The sequence below is a fragment of the Microbacterium sp. BDGP8 genome, from assembly GCF_029991045.1.
Lineage (GTDB): Bacteria > Actinomycetota > Actinomycetes > Actinomycetales > Microbacteriaceae > Microbacterium > Microbacterium plantarum.
Map to the genome: position 1 here is coordinate 2,730,683 of NZ_CP120712.1, position 20,629 is coordinate 2,751,311.

The window sequence follows — 20,629 nt, forward strand, 5'->3', positions numbered from 1 at the left end:
CACTCTTACGCTATCCGCGTTCCGGGCGGCAGGGCTCGGGCCGGCGTCCTCGTCCGCGACCACGCTCCCGCCACGAGCAGACCCGCGACCACGATCTGCCCGGCCAGTCCGACGAACCAGCTCGGCGCCGTTCGTTCCCGGATCTCCGCCGCGGTCGGCACGGCGCCGTCTGCGGCCGGCCGGCACTCGTCGTACCCCGTCTCGAGATCAGGTGCGACCTGTGCCTGCCGGACACCGGATGCGATCTGACCGAACAGGTCGACGGGGTAGCCGAACCGGTCGTACTCGGCAGGCGTCGCGTCGGCGAGGATGACGAAGGGGTTGGCCGCGAGCACCCACCACACACGATCGAACCGCGGCACGGTGTAGGTCGATGTCTCCGGCTCGCCGCAGACCATGCGAGCGGGATCGTTCCAGCAGTCGTCCGCCCCGTCGATGCACTGCGGCGACCCGTCGGCGTTGTACTGCGCCGGCCGGTAGGTCGCGGTCGCCTCGCTCGAGAACGCCGTCGCGCCGAGGCCGAAGGCGATGAGCGTTCCGAAGACGAGCGCAGAGACGACGAGGTACGTCGCGGCGACCGAGAAGAGAGGCCGGGCGATGAGGCCGCTCAGCCCGACGCCGATCGCAGCGATGATGCCGATCTCGATCACGAGGACGACCAGCGACACCACGACGACGACAGGGTCCACTCCCCCGGCCAGGGTCGCGATGACGAGGAACGGGGCGGCCACCGCGGCGAACGCGAGACCCGTGACCCATGCCGCGAGCACTTTGCCGAGCAGGATCTCGGAGGTTCGCGCGAGCGTCACCTGGACCGGTGCGAGGGTCGCGGCATCCCGGTCGCCGTTGACGGAGTTGCCGCTGAGTGTGGGCGAGACGAGGACGACGAGCAGCAACGTGATGATGACGATCGTCGAGTAGATGCCGGCGCCGCGCTGGTCGCCCTCCGCGATGCCCCCGCCGAAGGCCAGGAACGACAGCGCGGTCACACCGATCAGCAGCACGGCGAAGATGCCGAGCAGGACGTACCACGACACCGTGCGCACCCGTTGGAGCAGCTCGAGCCGAGCGACGGTCCACAGCCGGGCGACGCTCATGACGCCTCCTTCCCCTCGGTGCCCAGATCCCGGCCGGTGCCGAGATCGAGGAAGGTGTGCTCGAGCATCCCGGTCGCGGCCGAGAACTCGGCGACCGCAATGCCCGCGCTCAGCAGCGCCCGCAGACCGGCGGCAGCCTCGATCTCGGACGAGAACGGGATCAGGACATCGCGGCGGTCTGTCGGCACGCGCGCGACGTCGAGTCCGAGGGCCGTCGCGATCGGGAGCACGGCAGCCTGCGCATCGAGATCGGCGACGCGGACGCGCCAGGTGCGGGTGCGGCGAGCCGCCGCCGCGACCCGGTCGGGACTCACGGTCGCGCCATCGAGCAGGAACACCGCGTCGTCGACGACCTCCTCGAGCTCGGAGAGGATGTGGCTGGAGATCAGCACGGTCTTCCCTGCAGCGGCGAACGCGCGCAGGAGTCCGCGCAGGTCCACCCGCGCCTGGGGGTCGAGGCCCGAGGCAGGCTCGTCGAGGAGGAGGACGGACGGGTCGTGCACGAGAGCTCGGGCGAGACCGAGGCGCTGCTTCTGCCCGCGCGAGAGCACACGGGCGGGCGACTCGGCGAGATCGACCAGACCGACCTGATCGAGAAGCTCCCGCGCGCGGCGGGCCGCTGCGGCTCTGTCGAGGTCGTAGAGCCGGGCGGTCATCTCCAGCGTCTCCCGCACGGTGAGCGAGCCCCACGCGCCCAGCGCGTCGGGCATCCATCCGAGCCGTGCGCGGGCTTGGGCGGGATCGGTCACCGGGTCGACGCCGGCGATCCGGATGCTGCCCGCGTCCGGCTGCAGAAGCGACGCGAGCATCAGGAGCAGCGTCGTCTTACCGGCGCCGTTGGGGCCGACGAGTCCGGTCACCGCTCCCGCGCGAGCGTCGAGATCCACTCCGCGAACGGCTTCGACGCGCCCGAACGATCGACGGACATCGCGGACGGTGATCCCGGCGGTGAGCATGTCCGACACCCTAGGGGACGGCGGAGACGTGATCGAGAGGGGGAGGGGCGTCCGGCGGGCTGGCCCGCGGCAGCCTCACGACGGCGACGGTACCGCCCACCCGCCCGGGCGTCAGCCGCACCTCGCCCCCGTGGGCGCGCGCCAGCCCGCGCGCGAGGGCGAGCCCGAGCCCGAGCCCCTGCGCAGCGCTCCGACGCGAGCGCGTGGTGCGATAGAACCGCTCGAACGCCTGACGGCGCTCGGCAGGGGTCATGCCGGGGCCCTCGTCGGTCACCGAGATCTCGACCTCGTCCGGTCTCATCGCGATCGAGATCTCGACGACACCGGCGGAAGGCGACACCTGCCGGGCATTGTGCAGCAGCTCGGTCATGATCGCCTGAAGGTCGCGGGCTGCGATGCGCGCGTGCACCGTGGCTCCAGTCACGGTCACGGCCACGCCGGAGTCGCCGTCGGCCGATTCGGCGACGACCCTGTCGACGACGGCACGAGCCTCGCACGCCGCTGTCCCGGGCGTCGCGTCCGCTCGACCCGTCGCGAGGATCAGTTCGACGGTGTGCTCCAGTCTCTCGGCGGCGCGGTGGATGGTCTCCCAGCGGTCGCGATGCTCCGGCATCGCTCCGGCGAGCGCGAGCTCGGCATTGCCGAGGATGACCGTGAGCGGCGTCCGAAGTTCATGGCCCACCGTGTCGAGGAATCGATCGCGGACGTCGACGGCTTCGACGAGCTCGGTCACGTCCTGGGCGACCACGAGCACGCCGATGGGCTCGCCGTCGAGCGCGATGGGGCGGGCGACGAAGCGCAGCGCTACCTGATCGCCCGGCTCACCGACCCACACGCGACGCGCCTCGGCGAGTTCACCCGAAAGGATGATGTCGCGCAGGTCCGCCCCCACCACGACCGGGGTGATCCGGTCTTCCTCGTAGACGGACGTGCGCCCGTCCTGGTCGAGCGAGATCGCGATCCCCGCACGCTGGGCCAGCGCATGCGCGGGGGCGTTCGCGACCAGCACCGCGCCGTCATCGCCGAAGAGCACGATCGCGTCCGGGCTCGTGTCGAGCAGCTGGCGCAGCGCGGCGTCGGCCCGGTTCGAGGAGTCGAGCGCCTCGGCCAATCGATGCGTGGCGCGTCGGGCCCTGGTGCGGTGGCGGCCGAGGTCGGTGGAGACGAAACGACTTCCCATCGCAAACATGCCGAGCAGCGCCGGCACCGTCGCGAGCGCCAGCCACTCCGCGAGCCCGGCGGGCGGCTCGGTCGCCGCCGCGAGAGGCAGCAGCCCCGCGAGGAGGACTCCCAGCGCCGCAACGGGCGGTGGGAACGCGAAGGCGAGCCAGGCGATCGGGAAGATGACGAGCATTCCGGTCACCGGCAGCAGATCGATGGCACCGTTGCGCAGCGGGGCGCAGGCGAGAATCGAGACGAGCGGGACGATGCACACCCAGACGGTTCCGCGAGTCGGCTTGTCGCGCCAGACGAACCCCATCGCGACACAGGCCGCGACGATGACGCTCACGCCGACGACGTAAGCCACGGTGATGCGCTCGGGAGCGACGACCGCGACGGTCGTGGAGATCATCACCGTCGACGCCCCCATCAGATACTGGGCGTAGGGCTGGATCCGGGGTCTGCTGAGCATCGGGGATCAGCGCCCGAACACGTCGACGCCGAGATCCGGGTGGTCGACGAAGACGCCGTCGACGCCGGATGCCACGAGCTCGGCCCACTCGCCCGCGTAGTCTCCCCAGGCGGATCGACCGCCACCGCGTCGGTGCCGCCGGACGAGGAAGGCGTTCTCGGGACGCGCCGTCCACGTGAAGACGGCCAGGTCGCGCTCGTGCGCTGCGGCAACGAGCACCCGACCGCCGTCCGTGCCCCGCGCGGGGTCGAGGATCATCCGCTTGTCCAGGCTCACACCGGCGACCCGCCCGCGGAGGTCGTCGAGCCCCGCGGGCGACGACCACTCCCGGTAGCTGCGTGCCCCCGCGCCCTCGGTCGCGACCAGGTCGTACGGCTCACCGTCGGCCTCGAGGAGGAAGATCCGCGCGCCCCGGACGCCGGCGTCTGCCAGGCGGTCGAGGATCGTGAGCTCGAACGACTCGATCCACAGCGGCAGGTCGCCGTCGGTCCAGCCAGCCGCGTCGAGCTCTGCCGCGATGAGCCCGGCCACGTCGAAGCCGGCGGCCTCCAGGAAGGTGGCGTGCTTGATCTCGAGCACGACGCCGGGCCGCCGCCCGGAGGTCTTCGCGGCATCCGTGACGAGGTCGAGGAGATCGCGCAGCCGCAGCATCGGCTCCGCGCCGTCATGACGAGCGCTGTCGGGCCGCAGCGCCGGGAGCCGCTCGCGGCAGCGCAGCCGTGACAGCTCGTCCCAGGTGAAGTCCTCCGCGAACCAGCCGGTGAGCGACGCGCCGTCGACGGTCTTCGTGGTGCGGCGCGAAGCGAACTCGGGATGGTCGGCAACGTCGGTGGTCGAGCCGATCTCGTTCTCATGCCGGATCACGGCGACCCCGTCCCGACTGAAGACCACGTCCGGCTCGACGGCATCGACCCCGCTCTCGAGCGCGAGGTGATAGGAGGAGCGGGTGTGCTCGGGACGATACCCGGGCGCACCGCGGTGGCCGATCACGAGCGGGCGGGACACGACCCCAGCGTACGGGCCGATGACGCGTGATTTCGCTCAGGGCGATCGGCTTCATGGCCTGCTCACAGCGCCGCGCATATCCGGGAGGAACCGGTTCCCGTAGGCTGGGTATACACGGCATCCAGCTGTGTCGACCCTCGACTTGGAGTGTGAGAGCAGTGGCCCTCAATAACCCCGCATTCGACAATCCCGCGTTCAAGGAGCAGCGGCCGGGTCTGACGCCGCCCGCCGCCCCCGGCATGCAGACCGCCTCGGCGCAGCACGCCGGCGTGAACGCCGCTACGCAGGCCCACCTCGAAGGCATGTACGCGGCACCCGCCGCCGGTGCCCGCGAGACCTCCCGCATGACGGTCGAAGACACCGTCGTCAAGACGCTCGGGCTCTTCGCGATCCTGCTGGCCACGGCGGTCGTCGGTTGGGTCTGGACGCTCTCGCCGGTGACGCGCGACAACCCCGCCCCCACGATGATGCCCTGGATCATCGGTGCGCTCGGCGGCTTCGTCCTGGCGATGGTCGTCACCTTCACCTCGCGCAAGAAGGTCCGGCCCGGCCTGATCTTCGGGTATGCCGCGTTCGAGGGCCTCTTCGTCGGCGGTATCTCCGCCTACCTCGAGTTCATCTTCCCGGGCATCGTCATGCAGGCGACCCTCGCGACCCTCGCGGTCGTCGGCGTGACCCTCGCCCTCTTCGCCAGCGGCAAGGTCCGCGCGTCGGCCAAGGCGACGAAGATCTTCATGATCGCGATGCTCGGCTACCTCGTCTTCTCGCTGCTGAACGTCGGCCTGATGCTCTTCGGGGTAATCCCGGGCGGCATGATGTTCGGCCTCCACAGCATGAAGATCGCCGGCATCCCGCTCGGCCTCATCATCGGCGTGCTCGTGGTCATCATGGCGGCGTACTCGCTCGTGCTCGACTTCGACAACATCCAGCGGGGCGTCCGCAACGGCGCACCCCGTCAGTACGGCTGGGTCGGCGCATTCGGCATCATGGTGACGGTCGTCTGGCTGTACGTCGAGATCCTCCGCATCATCGCGATCCTGCGCGGCAACAACTGACGCTCCCCCGCGATCCCCGAAGGCCCGTCCGGTTCGCCGGGCGGGCCTTCGTCATGCGCGTGCGCAGTATGGTTCGACGGGAGGAACCATGAGACGCGGCTCGAACCTGCCGGCCGTCGGCACGTACAACCAGACGCTCGTGCTCGACCTGATCCGGCGCTCCCCCGACGGCATCAGCCGCATCGAGCTCGCCGCCCGCACGGGGCTGTCCGCCCAGACGCTCAGCAACGTCGCCCGCCGTCTCGTCGCCGAGGGCTGGGTGCGCGAGGGAACCCCGATCGTCACCGGCCCCGGCAAGCCCCGGACCCCGCTCCAGCTCGACCCGACGGCCCGGTGCGCCGTCGGCATCCATCTCGATCCGGCAGTCGAGACGGTCGTCGTGGTCGACCTTCTGGGCAAGGTCGTCGCTCAGACCGAGCGCACCCCGCGACCCGACGCGACCCGCGAGCAGATCCTCGACGACCTCGTCGGCACCGTCGAGTCGCTGCTCGCGGAGGGCGGCCGTTCCCGGGCATCCGTGCTCGGCATCGGCGTCGCCGCTCCTGGCCCCCTCGACGCGGACGCGGGGGTCCTGTTCGAGCCGCCGCTCCTGCCGCCGGTCTGGCACGACCTCGCCCTCGGGCCGTTGCTGCGCGAGGCGACGGGACTGCCGACCACGGTCGAGAAGGATGTCGTCGCGGCGATGGTCGGCGAGCTCTGGCGGGATGCCGCGCAAGAGCTGCAGGACTCCATCTTCGTTTACTACGGAGCGGGCGTCGGCGCGGGCCTCGCCGTCGACGGCGCACCGATCCGGGGCCGCACGGGAAACGCCGGAGACGTCGCCCACCTCGTCGTCGAACCGGGCGGGCCGGCATGCGGATGCGGTCAGCGCGGATGCCTCGGCGCCGCCATCGCCCCCGAACGGCTGCTCGTCGACGGGGGCGTGATCGACGGCAGTGAGCCCGTGGCCGCACCCGCGCTCCGGGAACGCCTCCGCGAACTCGCCGCCCGGGCGCGCGCCGGCGACGAGCGCGCCGCGTCGGCGGTGCGGCGAGCCGGGTCGAGCCTCGCCCGCGCCGTCGTGCAGATCAACAACCTCCTCGACGCGGATGTCGTCGTGGTCGGGGGGCCGCTGTGGAAGCTCCTCTCGACGACGGCCGGGCCCGCCCTCTCCGACGCCGTGGCGGCGAGCACCGAGACCGCCACGGTGCGCGGCATCCGCGTGCTCGAAAGCGGACTGGCCACGGATGCCGCCGCCGTGGGCGCCGCGTGCCTCGTGCTCGATGCCGCGATGACCGCCCGCCCGACCGACCTCATGATTGCGGGCGCCCCGAACTGAACCCGCCGGGACGGGTCGAGGCGAAGCCTTGTTCTTTTATTCCATTTGTTTTATAAAAGACGTGCGCACGCACCAGCGCCCCTCGTCAAAGCAAAGGAGCTTCGACCATGAAGAGACCCATCACGACCGTGGCCGTCGTCGGCATCGCAGCGTTCTCGCTCGCTCTCACGAGCTGCGGCAGCGGCGGTGGGGGCGGAGACGAAGCGTCGTCCGACACGATCCGCGTCGCCTATCAGAAGACGACGTCGTTCACCGCGATGGACGAGCTCATGAAGAAGACGAAGGAGGAGTACGAGGCCGCGCACGAGGGGATGACGGTCGAGCTCGTGCCGATCGAGGCGGAGCAGGACCAGTACTTCACCAAGCTCGCCCTCATGAACGGGTCGGCGGGGACGGCGCCCGATGTGATCTACGAGGACACCTTCCAGATCCGATCGGATGCCGCCGCCGGATACCTGCAGCCGATCGACGACTATCTCGCCGACTGGGACCAGTGGGAGCAGTACGACGACGGCGCCAAGCAGGCCGGGCTCGGCGACGACGGCAAGACGTACGGCGTCTCGCTCGGCACCGACACCCGGGGCCTCTACTTCAACAAGCAGCTGTTCGCGGCGGCGGGGCTTCCCGAGGACTGGGCGCCGGAGAGCTGGGACGACGTGCTCGAGGCTGCGCGCACCATCAAGGAGAGCAACCCCGACGTCATCCCGTTCAACATCTACGCGTCGCAGGCCCTGGGCGAGGCGACGTCGATGCAGGGCTTCGAGATGCTGCTCTACGGCACCGAGGATGAGCTCCTCGACACCGACACGAACAAGTGGGTCACCGGCTCGGCGGGGTTCCTCGACGCACTCGAGTTCTATCAGACGGTCGCGGAGGAGAAGCTCGGCCCCGACCCCGCGCTGGCTCTCGACGCCGGCTGGGGAACCAAGGTCAGCACGGAACTCCTTCCCCAGGGCGGGATCGCCATCGCGCTCGACGGTTCGTGGCTGCCGAGCAACTGGATCGACGGCGAGAACGCCTGGCCGGAGTGGGAGCAGACGATGGGCTTCGCCGCGATGCCGACGCAGGACGGCGGCGGTGACGGCTTCACCTCGATGTCGGGCGGCTGGACGCTCGCGATGGGCGCCAACGCGAAGAACCCGCAGGCTGCCTTCGACTTCATCGCCCAGGCGCTGACGTTCGAGAACGCGCTGATGTACCACCAGGAGGCCGGACAGATCGCTGTGCGCAAGGACGTCGCCGCCAGCCAGGAGTACCTCGACTACAACCCGTCGTTCGAGTTCTTCTCATCGCTCGTGCCGTACACCCACTTCCGGCCGGCGACGCCCGACTACTCGCAGATCTCGGCGAACATCCCGCGCGCGACGGAGTCGATCTTCACCGGTCAGGCGACCCCGCAGGATGCACAGGCCGCGTACGACTCCGCTCTCGTCGGCATCGTCGGCGAGGAGAACACGCAGGCGGGCTGATCCAGCGATGACCGCCACCGCCACCGTCACCACCGGCGGTCGGCACCGCCCGGGCCGGGAGATCACCTCCCGGTCCGGCCGGTCGGCCGGCCGTGCCGCCGCACGACTTCTCCCGCTCCTGCCCGCGGTGCTCCTGCTGCTGGCGTTCATGCTCGGACCGATCGTCTACGCGCTCTACGGGTCACTGACCGACCGCGCCATGACCGGGCCCCGCGCCGCGAACCCGCAGTTCATCGGACTCGACAACTACACGGCCCTGTTCGCCTCGGGAGAGTTCTGGCTCTCGCTCGGACTCACCGTCGTGTTCGTGCTGGCCTCGGCCGTGATCGGCCAGAACGTCCTCGGGATGCTGCTCGCCGTCCTCATCCGCAACTCGGTGAAGCCGCTGCGTTCGCTCGTCGGCGGACTCGTGGTGCTGGCGTGGGTGCTGCCCGAGATCGTCGCCGCCTTCGCCCTCTACGCCTTCTTCCAGACCGACGGCACCCTCAACACCTTCCTCGGCTGGTTCGGGCTGGAGGGGACGAGCTGGCTGTACTACTTCCCGATGCTGGCGGTGATCCTGGCGAACATCTGGCGCGGCACGGCCTTCTCGATGATGGTCTACAACGCGGCGCTCTCCGAGGTGCCGCCGGAGCTGATCGAGGCCGCGACGATCGACGGCGCAGGCGCCTGGCAGCGCTTCATCCGCGTCACCCTCCCCGTCATCCGGCGGTCGATCTCCACCAATCTGCTGCTGACGACACTGCAGACGCTCGGCGTGTTCACGCTCATCTGGGTGATGACCGGGGGCGGTCCGGGAACGCAGTCGTCGACGCTCCCCGTGCTGGCGTTCCAGGAGGCGTTCAAGTTCGCCCAGGTCGGATACGGCACCGCGATCGCCGTCGTGACGCTCCTGATCGGCGCCGTCTTCTCCGCCGTCTACATCCGCATCCTCAAGCCGGAGGTCGACTGACATGGCCACCATCGCCACCTCGGTCTCGGCACCGCGGAAGCGGGCTCAGACCGTGCTGTCGTCGATCATCCTCGCGGCGATCGGCGTGCTCTTCCTCGTGCCGCTGCTGTGGATCGTCTTCGCTTCCTTCGACGGCGACGCGAAGGTCACGATGAAGGTCCCCGAGACCTGGACCCTCGAGAACTACACGCAGGTGATGACGTGGGAGCTCACGTTCCAGCCTCTCCTGAACTCGATCCTCGTCTCGCTGGGCACCGCCGTCATCACCGTCGTCGTCGGTGTGCTCGCGGCCTACCCGCTGTCGCGCTACGCGATGCGGTTCCAGAAGACCTTCATGTACGCGATCCTCTTCGGCACCGGGCTGCCGATCACCGCGATGATGGTGCCGGTCTACGCGCTGTTCGTCTCGTTCGGGCTGCTCGACTCGGTGTGGGGCGTCATCGTCTTCATGGCCGCGACATCTCTGCCGATGGCGATCTGGATGCTGAAGAACTTCATGGACTCGGTGCCGATCTCTCTCGAAGAGGCTGCCTGGGTCGACGGGGCCGGGTCGATGCAGGCTCTCGCGCGCATCGTCATCCCGCTCATGCGCTCGGGCATCGGCGTCGTGTTCATCTTCGTCTTCACGACCGCCTGGGGGAACTTCTTCGTCCCCTTCGTGCTGCTCTTCACGTCGTCGAAGTTCCCGGCGGCGGTGTCGATCTTCAACTTCTTCGGTCAGTACGGCTCGATCGCCTACGGGCAGCTCGCCGCCTACTCGGTGCTCTACGCCGCACCGATGGTGGTGCTGTACGTCCTCGTCCAGCGATTTTCGGGCGGCTCGTTCGCCCTCGCCGGCTCCGTCAAGGGCTGACCCGCTTCCTCCTCGAAAGGCTCCTCCATGCACGACCGCTCCACTCTCGCGCTGCTGCGCATCGACCGATTCGTCCGCGAACGTCTGGCCCCGGCGATCCACCGCGACTCCCGCCCGCTCGCGGTCAGCTGCTGGGAGGCGCCGGCCGAGCCGGTCGCCTTCGACGAGGCCCGCGACGGCGCCTACCGTCCGATCACTGTCGGTGACCCGTGGGGACGCCCGTGGGGGACGACCTGGTTCCGCGTCACGGGCGAGGCGCCGGACGAGTGGTTCGACGGGGGCGAGCCGATCGCCGGGACGCGACCCGAGCTCGTCGTCGACCTCGGATTCACGACCGGACAGGCGGGCTTCCAATGCGAGGCGATGGTGTGGTCGGTCGACGGCCGGCCGCTGCGCGGCATCGCGCCGTTCAACAACGCGGTGACCGAGGCGGTGTCGCCGGGCGGTGAGATCGACGTCTTCGTGGAGGGCGCCTCCAACCCCGACGTCGGGAGCATCTTCACCTTCGCGCCCACACCGGTCGGCGACCGGGCGACCGCCGGGGACGATCCCGTCTACGTGCTGCGGACGGTCGATGTGCGACTGCGCGACCTCGAGGTCACCGCTCTCCTGGACGACACCTCGGCGCTTCGGGGACTTGCGGCGCAGCTCGACCCGGCGTCGGCCCGCTGTGCCGACCTCCTTCTCGCCTTGGAGCGGATGATCGACGTCGTCGACCCGCACGACGTCGCCGGTACCGCCGCCGCGGGCCGCGCCGTCCTCGCTCCCGTGCTGGCCGCGCCGGCCTCGGCGAGCGCACACACCTTGCATGCCGTCGGGCACGCCCATATCGACTCGGCGTGGCTGTGGCCGGTGCGCGAGACGGTGCGGAAGGTCGCTCGCACGTTCTCGAACGTCCTCTCGCTCATGGACGAAGACCCCGACTTCGTCTTCGCCGCGTCGTCGGCGCAGCAGTACGCATGGGTGAAGGAGTACTACCCTGACCTGTTCGAGCGCATCCGCGCGCGTGTGGCGGAGGGCCGGTTCGTGCCGGTCGGCAGCATGTGGGTCGAATCCGACACGAACCTGCCCGGCGCGGAGGCCCTGGCGCGGCAGTTCATCGCGGGCAAAGGCTTCTTCGAGCGCGAGTTCGGCATCGACACCCCCGAGGTGTGGCTTCCCGATTCGTTCGGTTACAGCGGAGCTCTTCCGCAGATCGCGAAGGCCGCGGGCGCCCGCTGGTTCCTCACGCAGAAGATCTCGTGGAACGAGACGAACCGGATGCCGCACCACACCTTCCGGTGGGAAGGCATCGACGGCACCCGCCTGTTCACCCACTTCCCGCCGGTCGACTCGTACAACTCGATCGTGTCGGCAGCCGAGCTCGCGCACGCCGAACGCAACTACGCCGACAAGGGGCGCGGCACGGTGTCGTTGCTCCCCTATGGATTCGGTGACGGCGGGGGCGGCCCCACTCGCGAGATGACGGCGGCGATCGCGCGGACGACCTCGCTGGAGGGCTCACCCCGTGTCGTTCACTCGACGCCGCAGCGGTTCTTCGAGACCGCCGAAGCGGAGTACCCCGAGCCCGAGGTCTGGGTCGGCGAGCTCTATCTCGAGTTCCACCGCGGCACCTACACGAGCCAGCTCGCCACGAAGCAGGGCAACCGCCGCAGCGAGCACCTGCTGCGCGAGGCCGAGCTGTGGGCGACGACCGCGGCCGTACGCACCGGCGCAACGTATCCCGCCGAGAGGCTCGCGCGGGCGTGGGAGACGGTGCTTCTGCAGCAGTTCCACGACATCCTGCCGGGATCGTCGATCGCCTGGGTCTATCAGGACGCCGAGCGCAACTACGCCGCGGTCGCCCGCGAGCTCGAGGAGATCATCGGCGACGCGTTGACCGCTCTCGCGGGATCGCCCGAGCCGGGCGAGGCGACATCCGAGCTCAGGGTCAACGCCGCGCCGCATGCGCGCGGCGGGGTTCCGGCGCTCGGAGCCGTACCCGTTGCCCCGGCATCCCGCGTGCGCCCCGAACGCTCGCCCGAGGGCTGGGTGCTCGACAACGGCATCGTGCGCGTGGTGATCGACGATCGCGGCCTGATCGTCTCGGCGGTCGATGTGGCGAGTGGTCGCGAGAGTGTGCCGCCGGGCGCGGCATCCGCTCTTCTGCAACTGCACCGCGACACCCCGACGCAGTGGGATGCCTGGGATGTCGACGTGCACTATCGGAACACCGTCACCGACCTCACCGACATCGACGGCCTCGAGCTCGACGGCGACGAGGTCGTCGTCACCCGATCGTTCGGCTCGTCGCGCGTGGTCGAGCGCATCGGACTCGATGCCGGGTCGCGCACCCTGTCGCTCGGGTTCGAACTCGACTGGCACGAGACGCAGAAACTGCTCAAGCTCGCGTTCCCCGTCGACGTGCACACCGACAGCGCGACCTCGGAGGTGCAGTTCGGCCACATCGAGCGGAAGACCCACACCAATACGTCGTGGGATGCCGCGCGCTTCGAGACCGTCGCGCAGCGGTGGGTGCGCGTGGGCGAACCCGGCTTCGGCGTCGCGGTCGTGAACGACTCCACCTACGGTCACGACATCACGCGAGCCGAGCGCTCGGTCGGCGGCGGCACGGTCTCGGTCGTCCGGCTGTCGCTCATCCGGTCGGCGCTGTTCCCCGATCCCACGCAGGATCAGGGCGCGTATGCACTGCGGGTCGGCCTGGTCGTCGGCGCGGACGTCGAGGATGCCGTCGTCGAGGGCTATCGGCTGAATCTGCCCGAACGGGTGGTGACGGGGACCGCCTCCGCGATCGAGCCGATCGTGACGGTGGCGGATCCGGGGGTCGTCGTCGAGGCGGTCAAGCTCGCCGAGGACGGCTCGGGCGACGTGGTCGTGCGTCTGTACGAGGCGCTCGGCCGCCGTGTCGACACCGTCGTGCACCCCGGTTTCGACGCGCTCGGGGCGGTTCGGACCGATCTGCTCGAGCGCGAGGTCGCGGCCTCCGCCCTCGTCGACGATGCCGTTCCCCTCTCCCTCCGCCCGTTCGAGATCGTGACCCTCCGCTTCGCCCGCTGAGCCCTGCCTCCGCGGGTCGCGGAACTCGGAGGATGCCGCGTACTTCGGACCTATTCGCGCGATATGTCCGAAGTCCGCGACATTCTCCGCTGTTCGTGCGCGAGCCGTGCGCGGATTTGTTCCGGCGCGCCACGCGGGGCCGACACAGCATGTGGTGGCTGAATCGAGATTCGACCCCCACATCTGGGGCATCTCGCGAAGGGACCTCCATGACCACGCGCACCATCCCCGTCCGAAGCACCGTGGAGGAGTACCTCGAGAGACGCGACTGGCGCGTCAACGCGAACGCGAATCAGGGCTACAGCCTCGGCGGGCTCATCCTCAACGCGTCTGGCAAGCTGATCGCCAACTACTGGCTCGACGAGGTCTACGCGCCCGAGGCCGGAGCCGCGCACCGCGACGGCGACATCCACATCCACGATCTCGACGTGTTCGCCGGCTACTGCGCCGGGTGGTCGCTGCGCCAGCTCCTCGAGCAGGGGTTCAACGGGGTTCCGGGCGCGATCTCGTCGGCCCCGCCGAAGCACTTCTCGAGCGCCCTCGGCCAGATCGTCAACTTCCTCGGCACCCTTCAGAACGAGTGGGCCGGAGCGCAGGCGTTCAGCTCGTTCGACACCTATCTCGCACCCTTCGTGCGGCTCGACGGGCTCGACGAGCGAGCCGTGCGCCAGGGCATCCAGGAGCTCGTCTTCAACCTCAACGTCCCCTCGCGATGGGGCACCCAAACCCCGTTCACCAACCTGACCTTCGACTGGACCTGCCCCGACGACCTCGCCGACCAGCGCCCGCTCGTCGGCGGGCGCCTCGCCGACTTCACGTACGGCGATCTCGCGCCCGAGATGGCGATGATCAACCGCGCGTTCCTGTCGGTGATGACCGAGGGCGACGCCGACGGCCGGGCGTTCACCTTCCCCATCCCGACCTACAACATCACGAAGGACTTCGACTGGGACTCTCCCGAGGCCGACGCGCTGTTCCGGATGACGGCGAAGTACGGCCTGCCCTACTTCCAGAACTTCGTGAACTCCGACCTCGACCCCGGAATGATCCGCTCGATGTGCTGCCGCCTGCAGCTCGACCTCACGGAGCTCCTCAAGCGCGGCAACGGGCTGTTCGGCTCGGCCGAGCAGACCGGGTCGGTCGGGGTCGTCACGATCAACTGCGCGCGGCTCGGATTCGTGCACGCCGGCGACCGCGCGGGCCTGTACGCGCAGCTCGACCGGCTGCTGGAGATCGCGCGCGACAGCCTCGAGGCCAAGCGCACCGTCATCGGACGCCACCTCGACGGGGGCCTGTTCCCCTACAGCCGGCGCTACCTCGGCACCCTGGACAACCACTTCTCGACGATCGGCGTGAACGGGCTGAACGAGGCGGTGCGCAACTTCTCGGGCGACACGGATGACATCACGACCGAGGAGGGGATGCGGTTCGCCGCAGACCTGCTCGATCACGTGCGCGTACGCATGGTGGAGTTCCAGGAGCAGACCGGGCACCTCTACAACCTCGAGGCCACCCCGGCCGAGTCGGCGACCTACCGCTTCGCCCGCGCCGATATCGCGCGCTTCGCGGGCATCCGTCACGCCGGCACGACCGCCAATCCGTACTACACGAACTCGTCGCAGCTGCCGGTCGCGTTCACCGACGACCCATTCCTCGCGATGGAGCTCCAGGAGGGGCTGCAGCAGAGGTACACCGGCGGCACCGTCCTGCACCTCTACATGGGCGAGGCCGCACCGACGGCGGCGGCGTGCAAGACCCTCGTCCGCCGTTCGCTCGAGCGGTTCCGCATCCCGTACATCACGATCACCCCCACGTTCTCAATCTGCCCCCAGCACGGGTACCTCTCGGGCGACCACGCGACGTGCCCTCAGTGCCTCGCCGAGTGCGAGGTCTGGACGCGGGTGATGGGCTACTTCCGCCCGGTCTCGTCGTTCAACATCGGCAAGAGAGGCGAGGCCGCCGAGCGTGTGGCGTTCTCGTACGAACGCGCCGCGGCGGTCGTGTGACGTGTCCGCTGTGGCGGGTCGCAGCGCTTCCGAGCTGCGCATCGCGGGACTCTCGCGGTTCTCGACGGTCGATTGGCCGGGGCACCTCGTGGCGACGGTGTTCCTGCAGGGGTGCCCATGGGACTGCACCTACTGCCACAACCCCGATCTGATCGATCCGCGGACAAGCGGGGTGATGCCGTGGGCGGACGTCGCCGCCTTCCTCGGCGAGCGCCGCGGCCTGCTCGACGGGGTGGTCTTCTCGGGCGGTGAGCCGACGATGCAACGCGCCCTCCCCGACGCGATCGCACGGACCCGCGAACTCGGGTTCGACGTCGGACTGCATACGGGCGGCGCCTACCCGGACCTGCTCGAAGCCGTGCTGCCGGCCCTGTCGTGGATCGGCCTCGATATGAAAGCGGGGGCCGACGACTACGCCGGCGTGACGGGCCGGGGTCCGAGCGGACGCGCCGCACTGCGCTCGCTCGACCTCGTGGTCGCCGCTCAGCGCGAGCGCGCCGACTCGCCGCATCCGCTCGATGTCGAGGTCCGCACGACCGTGCATCCCGACCTCATCGACGACGCCCGGCTCGGCGATCTCGGCGAGCTGCTGGCCGACCGCGGGGTGCGGCGGTGGGCGATCCAGCGATTCCGTGCGGCGGGCAGCCGGTGCGGCACGCCGGTCGCCGCCCCGCTGCGGCTCGACCGCGTGCCGCGAGAACGGTTCGAGCGCGTCGACGTGAGATGAGGCGCCGCGGTTGCGCGAACTCGGCACGAGTCAGCGCACGCCCCGCGCGGTGAGAGCGTCGCCGAGGTCGTCGGCGTGTTTCAGTGCCAGGACGATGAACGCCAGCGCGGAGGAACGGATGCCGCCTCCCGCGCCCCGCGCGCGGTGCGCGTCTCGCACCTCGCCTGCCAGGCGCGCGAGCGTCGGCACGGAGCCGAGCGCGACGACGAGGAGGAGGGAGATGCGCTCGGGGTCGGCGCCGATCGCCCGGGCGGGACGGAGGGCACGCTCGAAGAGGTCGAGCAGCGCGGCAACCGGCGTCGTCAGCGCCAGCAGGGCGGCGAGCAGGATCGCGGCCAGGATGCGCACGGTTCCGACCACGGCGGGCTCGAGCCCCAGGAAGATGAGCTGGCCGGCGAGCGCGATGATCACGAGCCACCGCAGCGCCCGGATCTGTCGGATCAGCTCGCGCCAGCCCGTTCCGGGGACGGCGTAGCAGGCGAGGCACAGGACGGCCGCACCGGCCGCAGTCGCCGGTGCAGCCGGGAGCAGCGACACCGTCATCACCAGGCCGAGGAGGAGCAGGGTTTTCGGTCCCGCCGGGAGCCGGTGCCACCCACGCGCATCCGGACGGTAGAGGGTCAGCATCGCGCCGCATCCGCCTCGGCCGACGTCATCGCCAGGTCCTCGCGTATGAATCGACGACCTCGGCCGCGTCTCCCACGGCGACGATGCGTCCCGCGGCGACGTGCACGCCGACCTCGCACCGCCGCGCGAGAGCGAGGTCGTGGGTCACGAGCAGCATTCGGTGGCCGGTGTCGCCGAGAAGATGCCCGGCGATACGGGCGGCGTTCCGCCCGTCGAGGAACGCGGTCGGCTCATCCGCGACGACGAGCTCGGGGTCGCGGACGAAGGCTCCGCACAGGGCGAGCAGCTGCTTCTGCCCGCCCGACAGCTCGTGCGCGGGGTGATCGCGGAGGTCGGTCAGGTCGAACCGATCGAGCGCCCGGTCGACCCGTGCAGCGCGGTCGGCGCGCGAGCCGCGATCGCCGCGAAGCGAGAAGGCGACATCCTCGGCGACCGTGGGCATGACGATCTGCGCGTCCGGGTTGCTGAAGACGATCGCGACGCGGCGCCGCAGCTCGGCCGCATCCCGGACCGGGTCGCAGCCGAGCACCCGGACGGCTCCCGACGTCGGCCGCACGAGTCCGCCGATGAGTCGGGCGAGCGTCGACTTGCCCGAACCGTTGTCGCCGACCACCGCGATCGTGCGCGCGTCGAGGCCGAGGGTGAGGGGTGCCAGCACCTGCACGTCCCCGAGGCGGACGGCCGCGGCCTCGAGACGGATGCCGACCGTCATGCCGGGGCGGCGGTCCGGGTCGGCGCATCATCGCCGGCCCGGGTGCTCGCACGCGGCGCCCACGTACGCCGGAAGGCGCGAGGGTAGCCGCGCACGAGTGCTCCGATCACGAGCGTCGCGACGACGACCTTGACGATGTCGCCCGGGACGAAGGCGAGGTTCGCCAGCGCCGCCTGCTCGAGCGGCAGGCGCAGGACGAGGCTCTGGACCGGGATGCCGCACGCATACACGACGAGCACCCCGCCGATGAGGAGCCCGGCCACGGTGCGCCACCACACGGGTCGCCGCCCGCCGGCGTGGACGATCAGCCCCACCACCACGGCGCCGACGAGCCAGCCGACGAGGTAGCCCGCCGTCGGGCCGGCGAAGACCGCGAGCCCGCCGCGACCGCCCGCGAGGAGCGGAAGCCCCACGGCGACGAGAGCGAGGAAGGTGCCCACCGAGGCCGCGCCGACGACGGGCCCGAGAACGGCGCCGGCGAGCATCACGCCGAGGGTCTGCGCCGTGATCGGCACACCCCCGAACAGCGGGAACGAGCCGGGCAGCCCGAGCACGGCGATCAGGGCCGCGAACACCGCGGCGCGGGCGAGGTCGGTCGCATCGAGCGCGGCGCGCGACGCGGGGATCGACGGGGTCATTGTTCCTCCTGAACACCGTTCACGTGAACGGCGTTCAGGTAGAGTAGCGCCATGATCGCCGACGATTCAAACCGCGGAGGTCGCGCGCCCCGACGCTCGAGGGACGACGTGGTCGACGCCGCCCTCGAGCTGCTCGACCGGGTCGGCCTGCCCGATCTGTCGATGCGGCGCCTCGCCGAGCATCTCGGCGTGCAGCCGAGTGCCCTGTACTGGCACGTCGAGAACAAGCAGCAGCTGCTCGCGGCCGTGAGCGCGCGCATCCTCCGTCCGGTCAGCGCAGCTGACGAGGCCGGCACGAGCCTCGACGTCGCCGCCCGAGAGGTCGCCGTGCGCCTGCACGACAGCCTGCTCGCCTACCGCGACGGGGCCGAGGTCGTCTCCAGCTCGCTCGCGCTCGGGCTCGTCGAGCCACCCGCGCACGCGCGGCTCCGGGCCGTCGCACTCGAGCGCGGCGAGTCGGCTTCTCTCGCCGACACGATCGCCGACACCGTCACCCATTTCGTCGTCGGCTTCACCTTCCACCAGCAGCAGCGCCGCAGCGCCGACGCGTGGGGCGCGGCCTCGGGCGACGTCGCTGCGTCGCCCGAACGCATCGCCGCCAGCGACGATGACGGCTTCACCGCGGCGCTCGACCTGATCATCGCGGGGGTGACGACGGTGCTCGCCGGCGGCGCCACACAGCATCCAGCGCCCCGGTGATGACGATCGTCACGACGTAGACGAGCAGGTCGCGCGCGTCGAACACCGTCCCGAGCACCAGGACCGCCGGCGGGAAGACGGCGGCCGCCCGCGCGGGCAGATCGGTCAGCTGCAGCAGCTCGACGGCGATGCACCAGCCGCCGGCGATCGCCGCGACGACGACGGTTCCGGCACGGGGTGCGACGGCGACGACGAGAGCGTAGATCAACACGGCGTAGAGCGCGTCACCGGCGATGTCGGTCGCCGCGGTGTCGGGCAGGATGCCGTGAACGACGAGCCCTGCCGCGACGACAGCGACGGCCAGCGCGACCGCGCCCCAGCGCCGGGCTGCGCGGCCGGCGGTCACAGCCGGTCGCGGAGCCACGACGTCGAGACCGCCCGGGCCCCCGCCGCCTCGGCGCGAGCGCGCAGCTCGCGATCCGACGTCACGACGCTGACCCGCTCACCCGCGGCCACGGCGGCGGTGGTCGCGTCGACGATCGCATCGTCACCGGCAGCCAGTGCGCGAGTGAGCTCGACCCCCGCGGGGGCGGTGACCTCGCGGGCCTGCCCCTCGACCACGGCGACCACGCGCGGGAACCAGATGTCCTCGGGGAGCTCCAGGCCCGCGGCATCCATCCCCCGGTCGGACAGCGCGGCCACCTGGGCGAGCAGCCGCTCGGCGGCGCCGGCCCGATCGCGCCACCAGCCGTCGGGGACCGAGCCGACCACGTTCGCGACGTCGACGATGACGGTCGGGCGTAGCGAGAGCAGGCCGCGCAGCCGGGGCCAGGATGCCGCGAACCCGGGATGCAGCGGGAAGGACTCGACCTCGTCGATGGGAACCCACGCGAGCTCGCGACTCTCGGGATCGCTGATGACTGGGTGGAAGGGCGTCGTGACGTCGGCCACGAGGGTGCCGTAGGTCCACACCCCGACATCCAGCACGGACAGGAACCGCGGAGCAACGGCGTCCGCGGGAACGCCGGCCTCTTCGGCCGACTCGCGCAACGCTCCGTCGCGCGCGGACTCCCCCGCGTGACGCGCGCCGCCGGGAAGACCCCAGGTGTCGCCGAAGTGGCTCCACGACACCCGATGCTGCAGCAGCACGCCCCGCTCCGGATCGATGGCCAGCAGGCCCGCGGCACCGAAGCGCCCCCAGTACCGCTCGCCCGACGGCGCCACGACCCACGCGTCGCCGGGATCGCGCGGGCCGTGCGGCGGGCGCGGGGCGGCGGCGGGATCGTCGGTCATCCTCACAGCCTGACACAGCCGCGGTCCGCGGGCCCGTGATTGGCATCGTGTTACCAGCCGGGTCTCCCCGGTGCTGCGGCGCACAATGGGGACGTGGAGTACGAGATCGATGACTCACCCGCCCGCATCCAGCGCGACGTCGTATGGCGCTGGCTCTCGTCCGAGGCCTACTGGGGCCGCTGGCGCGAGCGCTCCGTGCTCGAGGCGCAGCTCGACGCGGCCTGGCGGGTCGTCGGGGCCTATCGCGCCGACACCGGAGAACAGATCGGCTTCGCCCGCGCGGCATCCGATGGTGCGAGCTTCGCCTATCTCGCCGACGTCTTCGTCGCCGCTGAGCATCAGGGCGCGGGCGTCGCGCACCGCATCCTCCGGCGCATGATCGACGAGGGCCCCGGGCACGACTTCCGCTGGACGCTGTTCACGCGCGACGCGCACAGTCTCTACGCCGAATTCGGCTTCGAGACCCCCGACGAGACCGCGATGGTGCGTCGCGCGTCACCCGCCAAGCGCTGAGGCAGCAGCCCCGCCAAGCGCTTCACCTGGCAATTCGCGCCCCCAAGACTCGTGCGAGGGGGCGCGGACTGCCAGGTGA

Annotated in this window: 19 protein-coding genes; 10 read left to right on the top strand and 9 right to left on the bottom strand. The window is 70.6% G+C overall.

The window, feature by feature from the left end; translation table 11 throughout:
* Positions 1–5 precede the first annotated feature (5 nt).
* From P6897_RS13200 to P6897_RS13215, 4 genes are read right to left on the bottom strand one after another with little or no spacing between them, the layout of a single operon-like run.
* Positions 6–1,097 carry an ABC transporter permease gene (locus tag P6897_RS13200; RefSeq protein ID WP_282501449.1) on the bottom strand — a complete coding sequence of 364 codons (1,092 nt, stop codon included), beginning with the start codon at positions 1,095–1,097 and terminating at the stop codon, positions 6–8.
* Positions 1,094–2,053 carry an ABC transporter ATP-binding protein gene (locus P6897_RS13205; protein ID WP_282501450.1) on the bottom strand — a complete coding sequence of 320 codons (960 nt, stop codon included), beginning with the start codon at positions 2,051–2,053 and terminating at the stop codon, positions 1,094–1,096. The genes P6897_RS13200 and P6897_RS13205 overlap by 4 nt, the downstream gene beginning before the upstream one ends.
* A 10-nt stretch (positions 2,054–2,063) precedes the next feature.
* Complete coding sequence (locus tag P6897_RS13210) at positions 2,064–3,686, bottom strand: PAS domain-containing sensor histidine kinase (RefSeq protein ID WP_274178998.1); 1,623 nt, start codon at positions 3,684–3,686, stop codon at positions 2,064–2,066.
* Between the two features lie 6 nt (positions 3,687–3,692).
* Positions 3,693–4,691, bottom strand: a complete 999-nt coding sequence (locus P6897_RS13215) for a glycerophosphodiester phosphodiesterase family protein (RefSeq protein WP_282501451.1) — start codon at positions 4,689–4,691, stop codon at positions 3,693–3,695.
* A 158-nt stretch (positions 4,692–4,849) separates the two neighbouring features.
* Here P6897_RS13215 and P6897_RS13220 point away from each other — a divergent pair, with 158 nt between their 5' ends.
* The 8 genes from P6897_RS13220 (at position 4,850) to P6897_RS13255 (ending at position 16,128) form a co-directional block, all read left to right on the top strand.
* A complete protein-coding gene (locus tag P6897_RS13220; protein ID WP_282502596.1) occupies positions 4,850–5,746 on the top strand; it encodes a Bax inhibitor-1/YccA family protein in 897 nt (298 codons plus the stop codon).
* Positions 5,747–5,834: 88 nt separating this feature from the next.
* Complete coding sequence (locus tag P6897_RS13225) at positions 5,835–7,064, top strand: ROK family transcriptional regulator (RefSeq protein WP_282501452.1); 1,230 nt, start codon at positions 5,835–5,837, stop codon at positions 7,062–7,064.
* A 107-nt stretch (positions 7,065–7,171) separates the two neighbouring features.
* Positions 7,172–8,533, top strand: a complete 1,362-nt coding sequence (locus P6897_RS13230) for an extracellular solute-binding protein (RefSeq protein ID WP_282501453.1) — start codon at positions 7,172–7,174, stop codon at positions 8,531–8,533.
* A gap of 7 nt (positions 8,534–8,540) precedes the next feature.
* On the top strand, positions 8,541–9,485 hold the full coding sequence (locus P6897_RS13235; protein WP_112617506.1) for a sugar ABC transporter permease: 945 nt from the start codon (positions 8,541–8,543) through the stop codon (positions 9,483–9,485).
* Position 9,486: 1 nt separating this feature from the next.
* A complete protein-coding gene (locus P6897_RS13240; protein WP_112617507.1) occupies positions 9,487–10,338 on the top strand; it encodes a carbohydrate ABC transporter permease in 852 nt (283 codons plus the stop codon).
* 27 nt (positions 10,339–10,365) lie between these two features.
* Positions 10,366–13,395: a glycoside hydrolase family 38 C-terminal domain-containing protein gene (locus tag P6897_RS13245; protein ID WP_282501454.1), complete on the top strand. Its 3,030-nt coding sequence runs from the start codon at positions 10,366–10,368 to the stop codon at positions 13,393–13,395.
* Positions 13,396–13,604: 209 nt separating this feature from the next.
* Positions 13,605–15,401, top strand: coding sequence for a ribonucleoside triphosphate reductase (locus P6897_RS13250; RefSeq protein WP_282501455.1), 1,797 nt, complete (start codon positions 13,605–13,607; stop codon positions 15,399–15,401).
* Positions 15,402–15,411: 10 nt separating this feature from the next.
* Positions 15,412–16,128, top strand: coding sequence for an anaerobic ribonucleoside-triphosphate reductase activating protein (locus P6897_RS13255; protein ID WP_282501456.1), 717 nt, complete (start codon positions 15,412–15,414; stop codon positions 16,126–16,128).
* A 30-nt stretch (positions 16,129–16,158) separates the two neighbouring features.
* Here the strand turns inward: P6897_RS13255 and P6897_RS13260 are convergent, their stop codons facing one another.
* The 3 genes from P6897_RS13260 to P6897_RS13270 are packed head-to-tail and all read right to left on the bottom strand — an operon-like array spanning position 16,159 to position 18,105.
* The gene (locus P6897_RS13260; RefSeq protein ID WP_282501457.1) at positions 16,159–16,755 is read right to left on the bottom strand and encodes a CbiQ family ECF transporter T component; all 597 of its coding nucleotides are present in this window, start codon (positions 16,753–16,755) and stop codon (positions 16,159–16,161) included.
* Between the two features lie 25 nt (positions 16,756–16,780).
* Entirely contained in the window at positions 16,781–17,467 is a 687-nt protein-coding gene (locus tag P6897_RS13265; RefSeq protein WP_282501458.1) for an ABC transporter ATP-binding protein, read from the bottom strand.
* Entirely contained in the window at positions 17,464–18,105 is a 642-nt protein-coding gene (locus P6897_RS13270) for a biotin transporter BioY (RefSeq protein WP_112617513.1), read from the bottom strand. The genes P6897_RS13265 and P6897_RS13270 overlap by 4 nt, the downstream gene beginning before the upstream one ends.
* Before the next feature lie 51 nt (positions 18,106–18,156).
* Here P6897_RS13270 and P6897_RS13275 point away from each other — a divergent pair, with 51 nt between their 5' ends.
* Positions 18,157–18,804: a TetR family transcriptional regulator gene (locus tag P6897_RS13275; protein WP_282501459.1), complete on the top strand. Its 648-nt coding sequence runs from the start codon at positions 18,157–18,159 to the stop codon at positions 18,802–18,804.
* Here the strand turns inward: P6897_RS13275 and P6897_RS13280 are convergent.
* Both P6897_RS13280 and P6897_RS13285 read right to left on the bottom strand, forming a co-directional pair.
* Entirely contained in the window at positions 18,743–19,150 is a 408-nt protein-coding gene (locus P6897_RS13280) for a DUF2809 domain-containing protein (protein WP_282501460.1), read from the bottom strand. The genes P6897_RS13275 and P6897_RS13280 overlap by 62 nt on opposite strands.
* The gene (locus P6897_RS13285) at positions 19,147–20,037 is read right to left on the bottom strand and encodes an NUDIX hydrolase (RefSeq protein WP_282501461.1); all 891 of its coding nucleotides are present in this window, start codon (positions 20,035–20,037) and stop codon (positions 19,147–19,149) included. The genes P6897_RS13280 and P6897_RS13285 overlap by 4 nt, the downstream gene beginning before the upstream one ends.
* Positions 20,038–20,130: 93 nt before the next feature.
* On the opposite strand from P6897_RS13285, the gene P6897_RS13290 reads away from it, so the two are divergent.
* Complete coding sequence (locus tag P6897_RS13290; protein WP_282501462.1) at positions 20,131–20,550, top strand: GNAT family N-acetyltransferase; 420 nt, start codon at positions 20,131–20,133, stop codon at positions 20,548–20,550.
* Positions 20,551–20,629 lie beyond the last annotated feature (79 nt).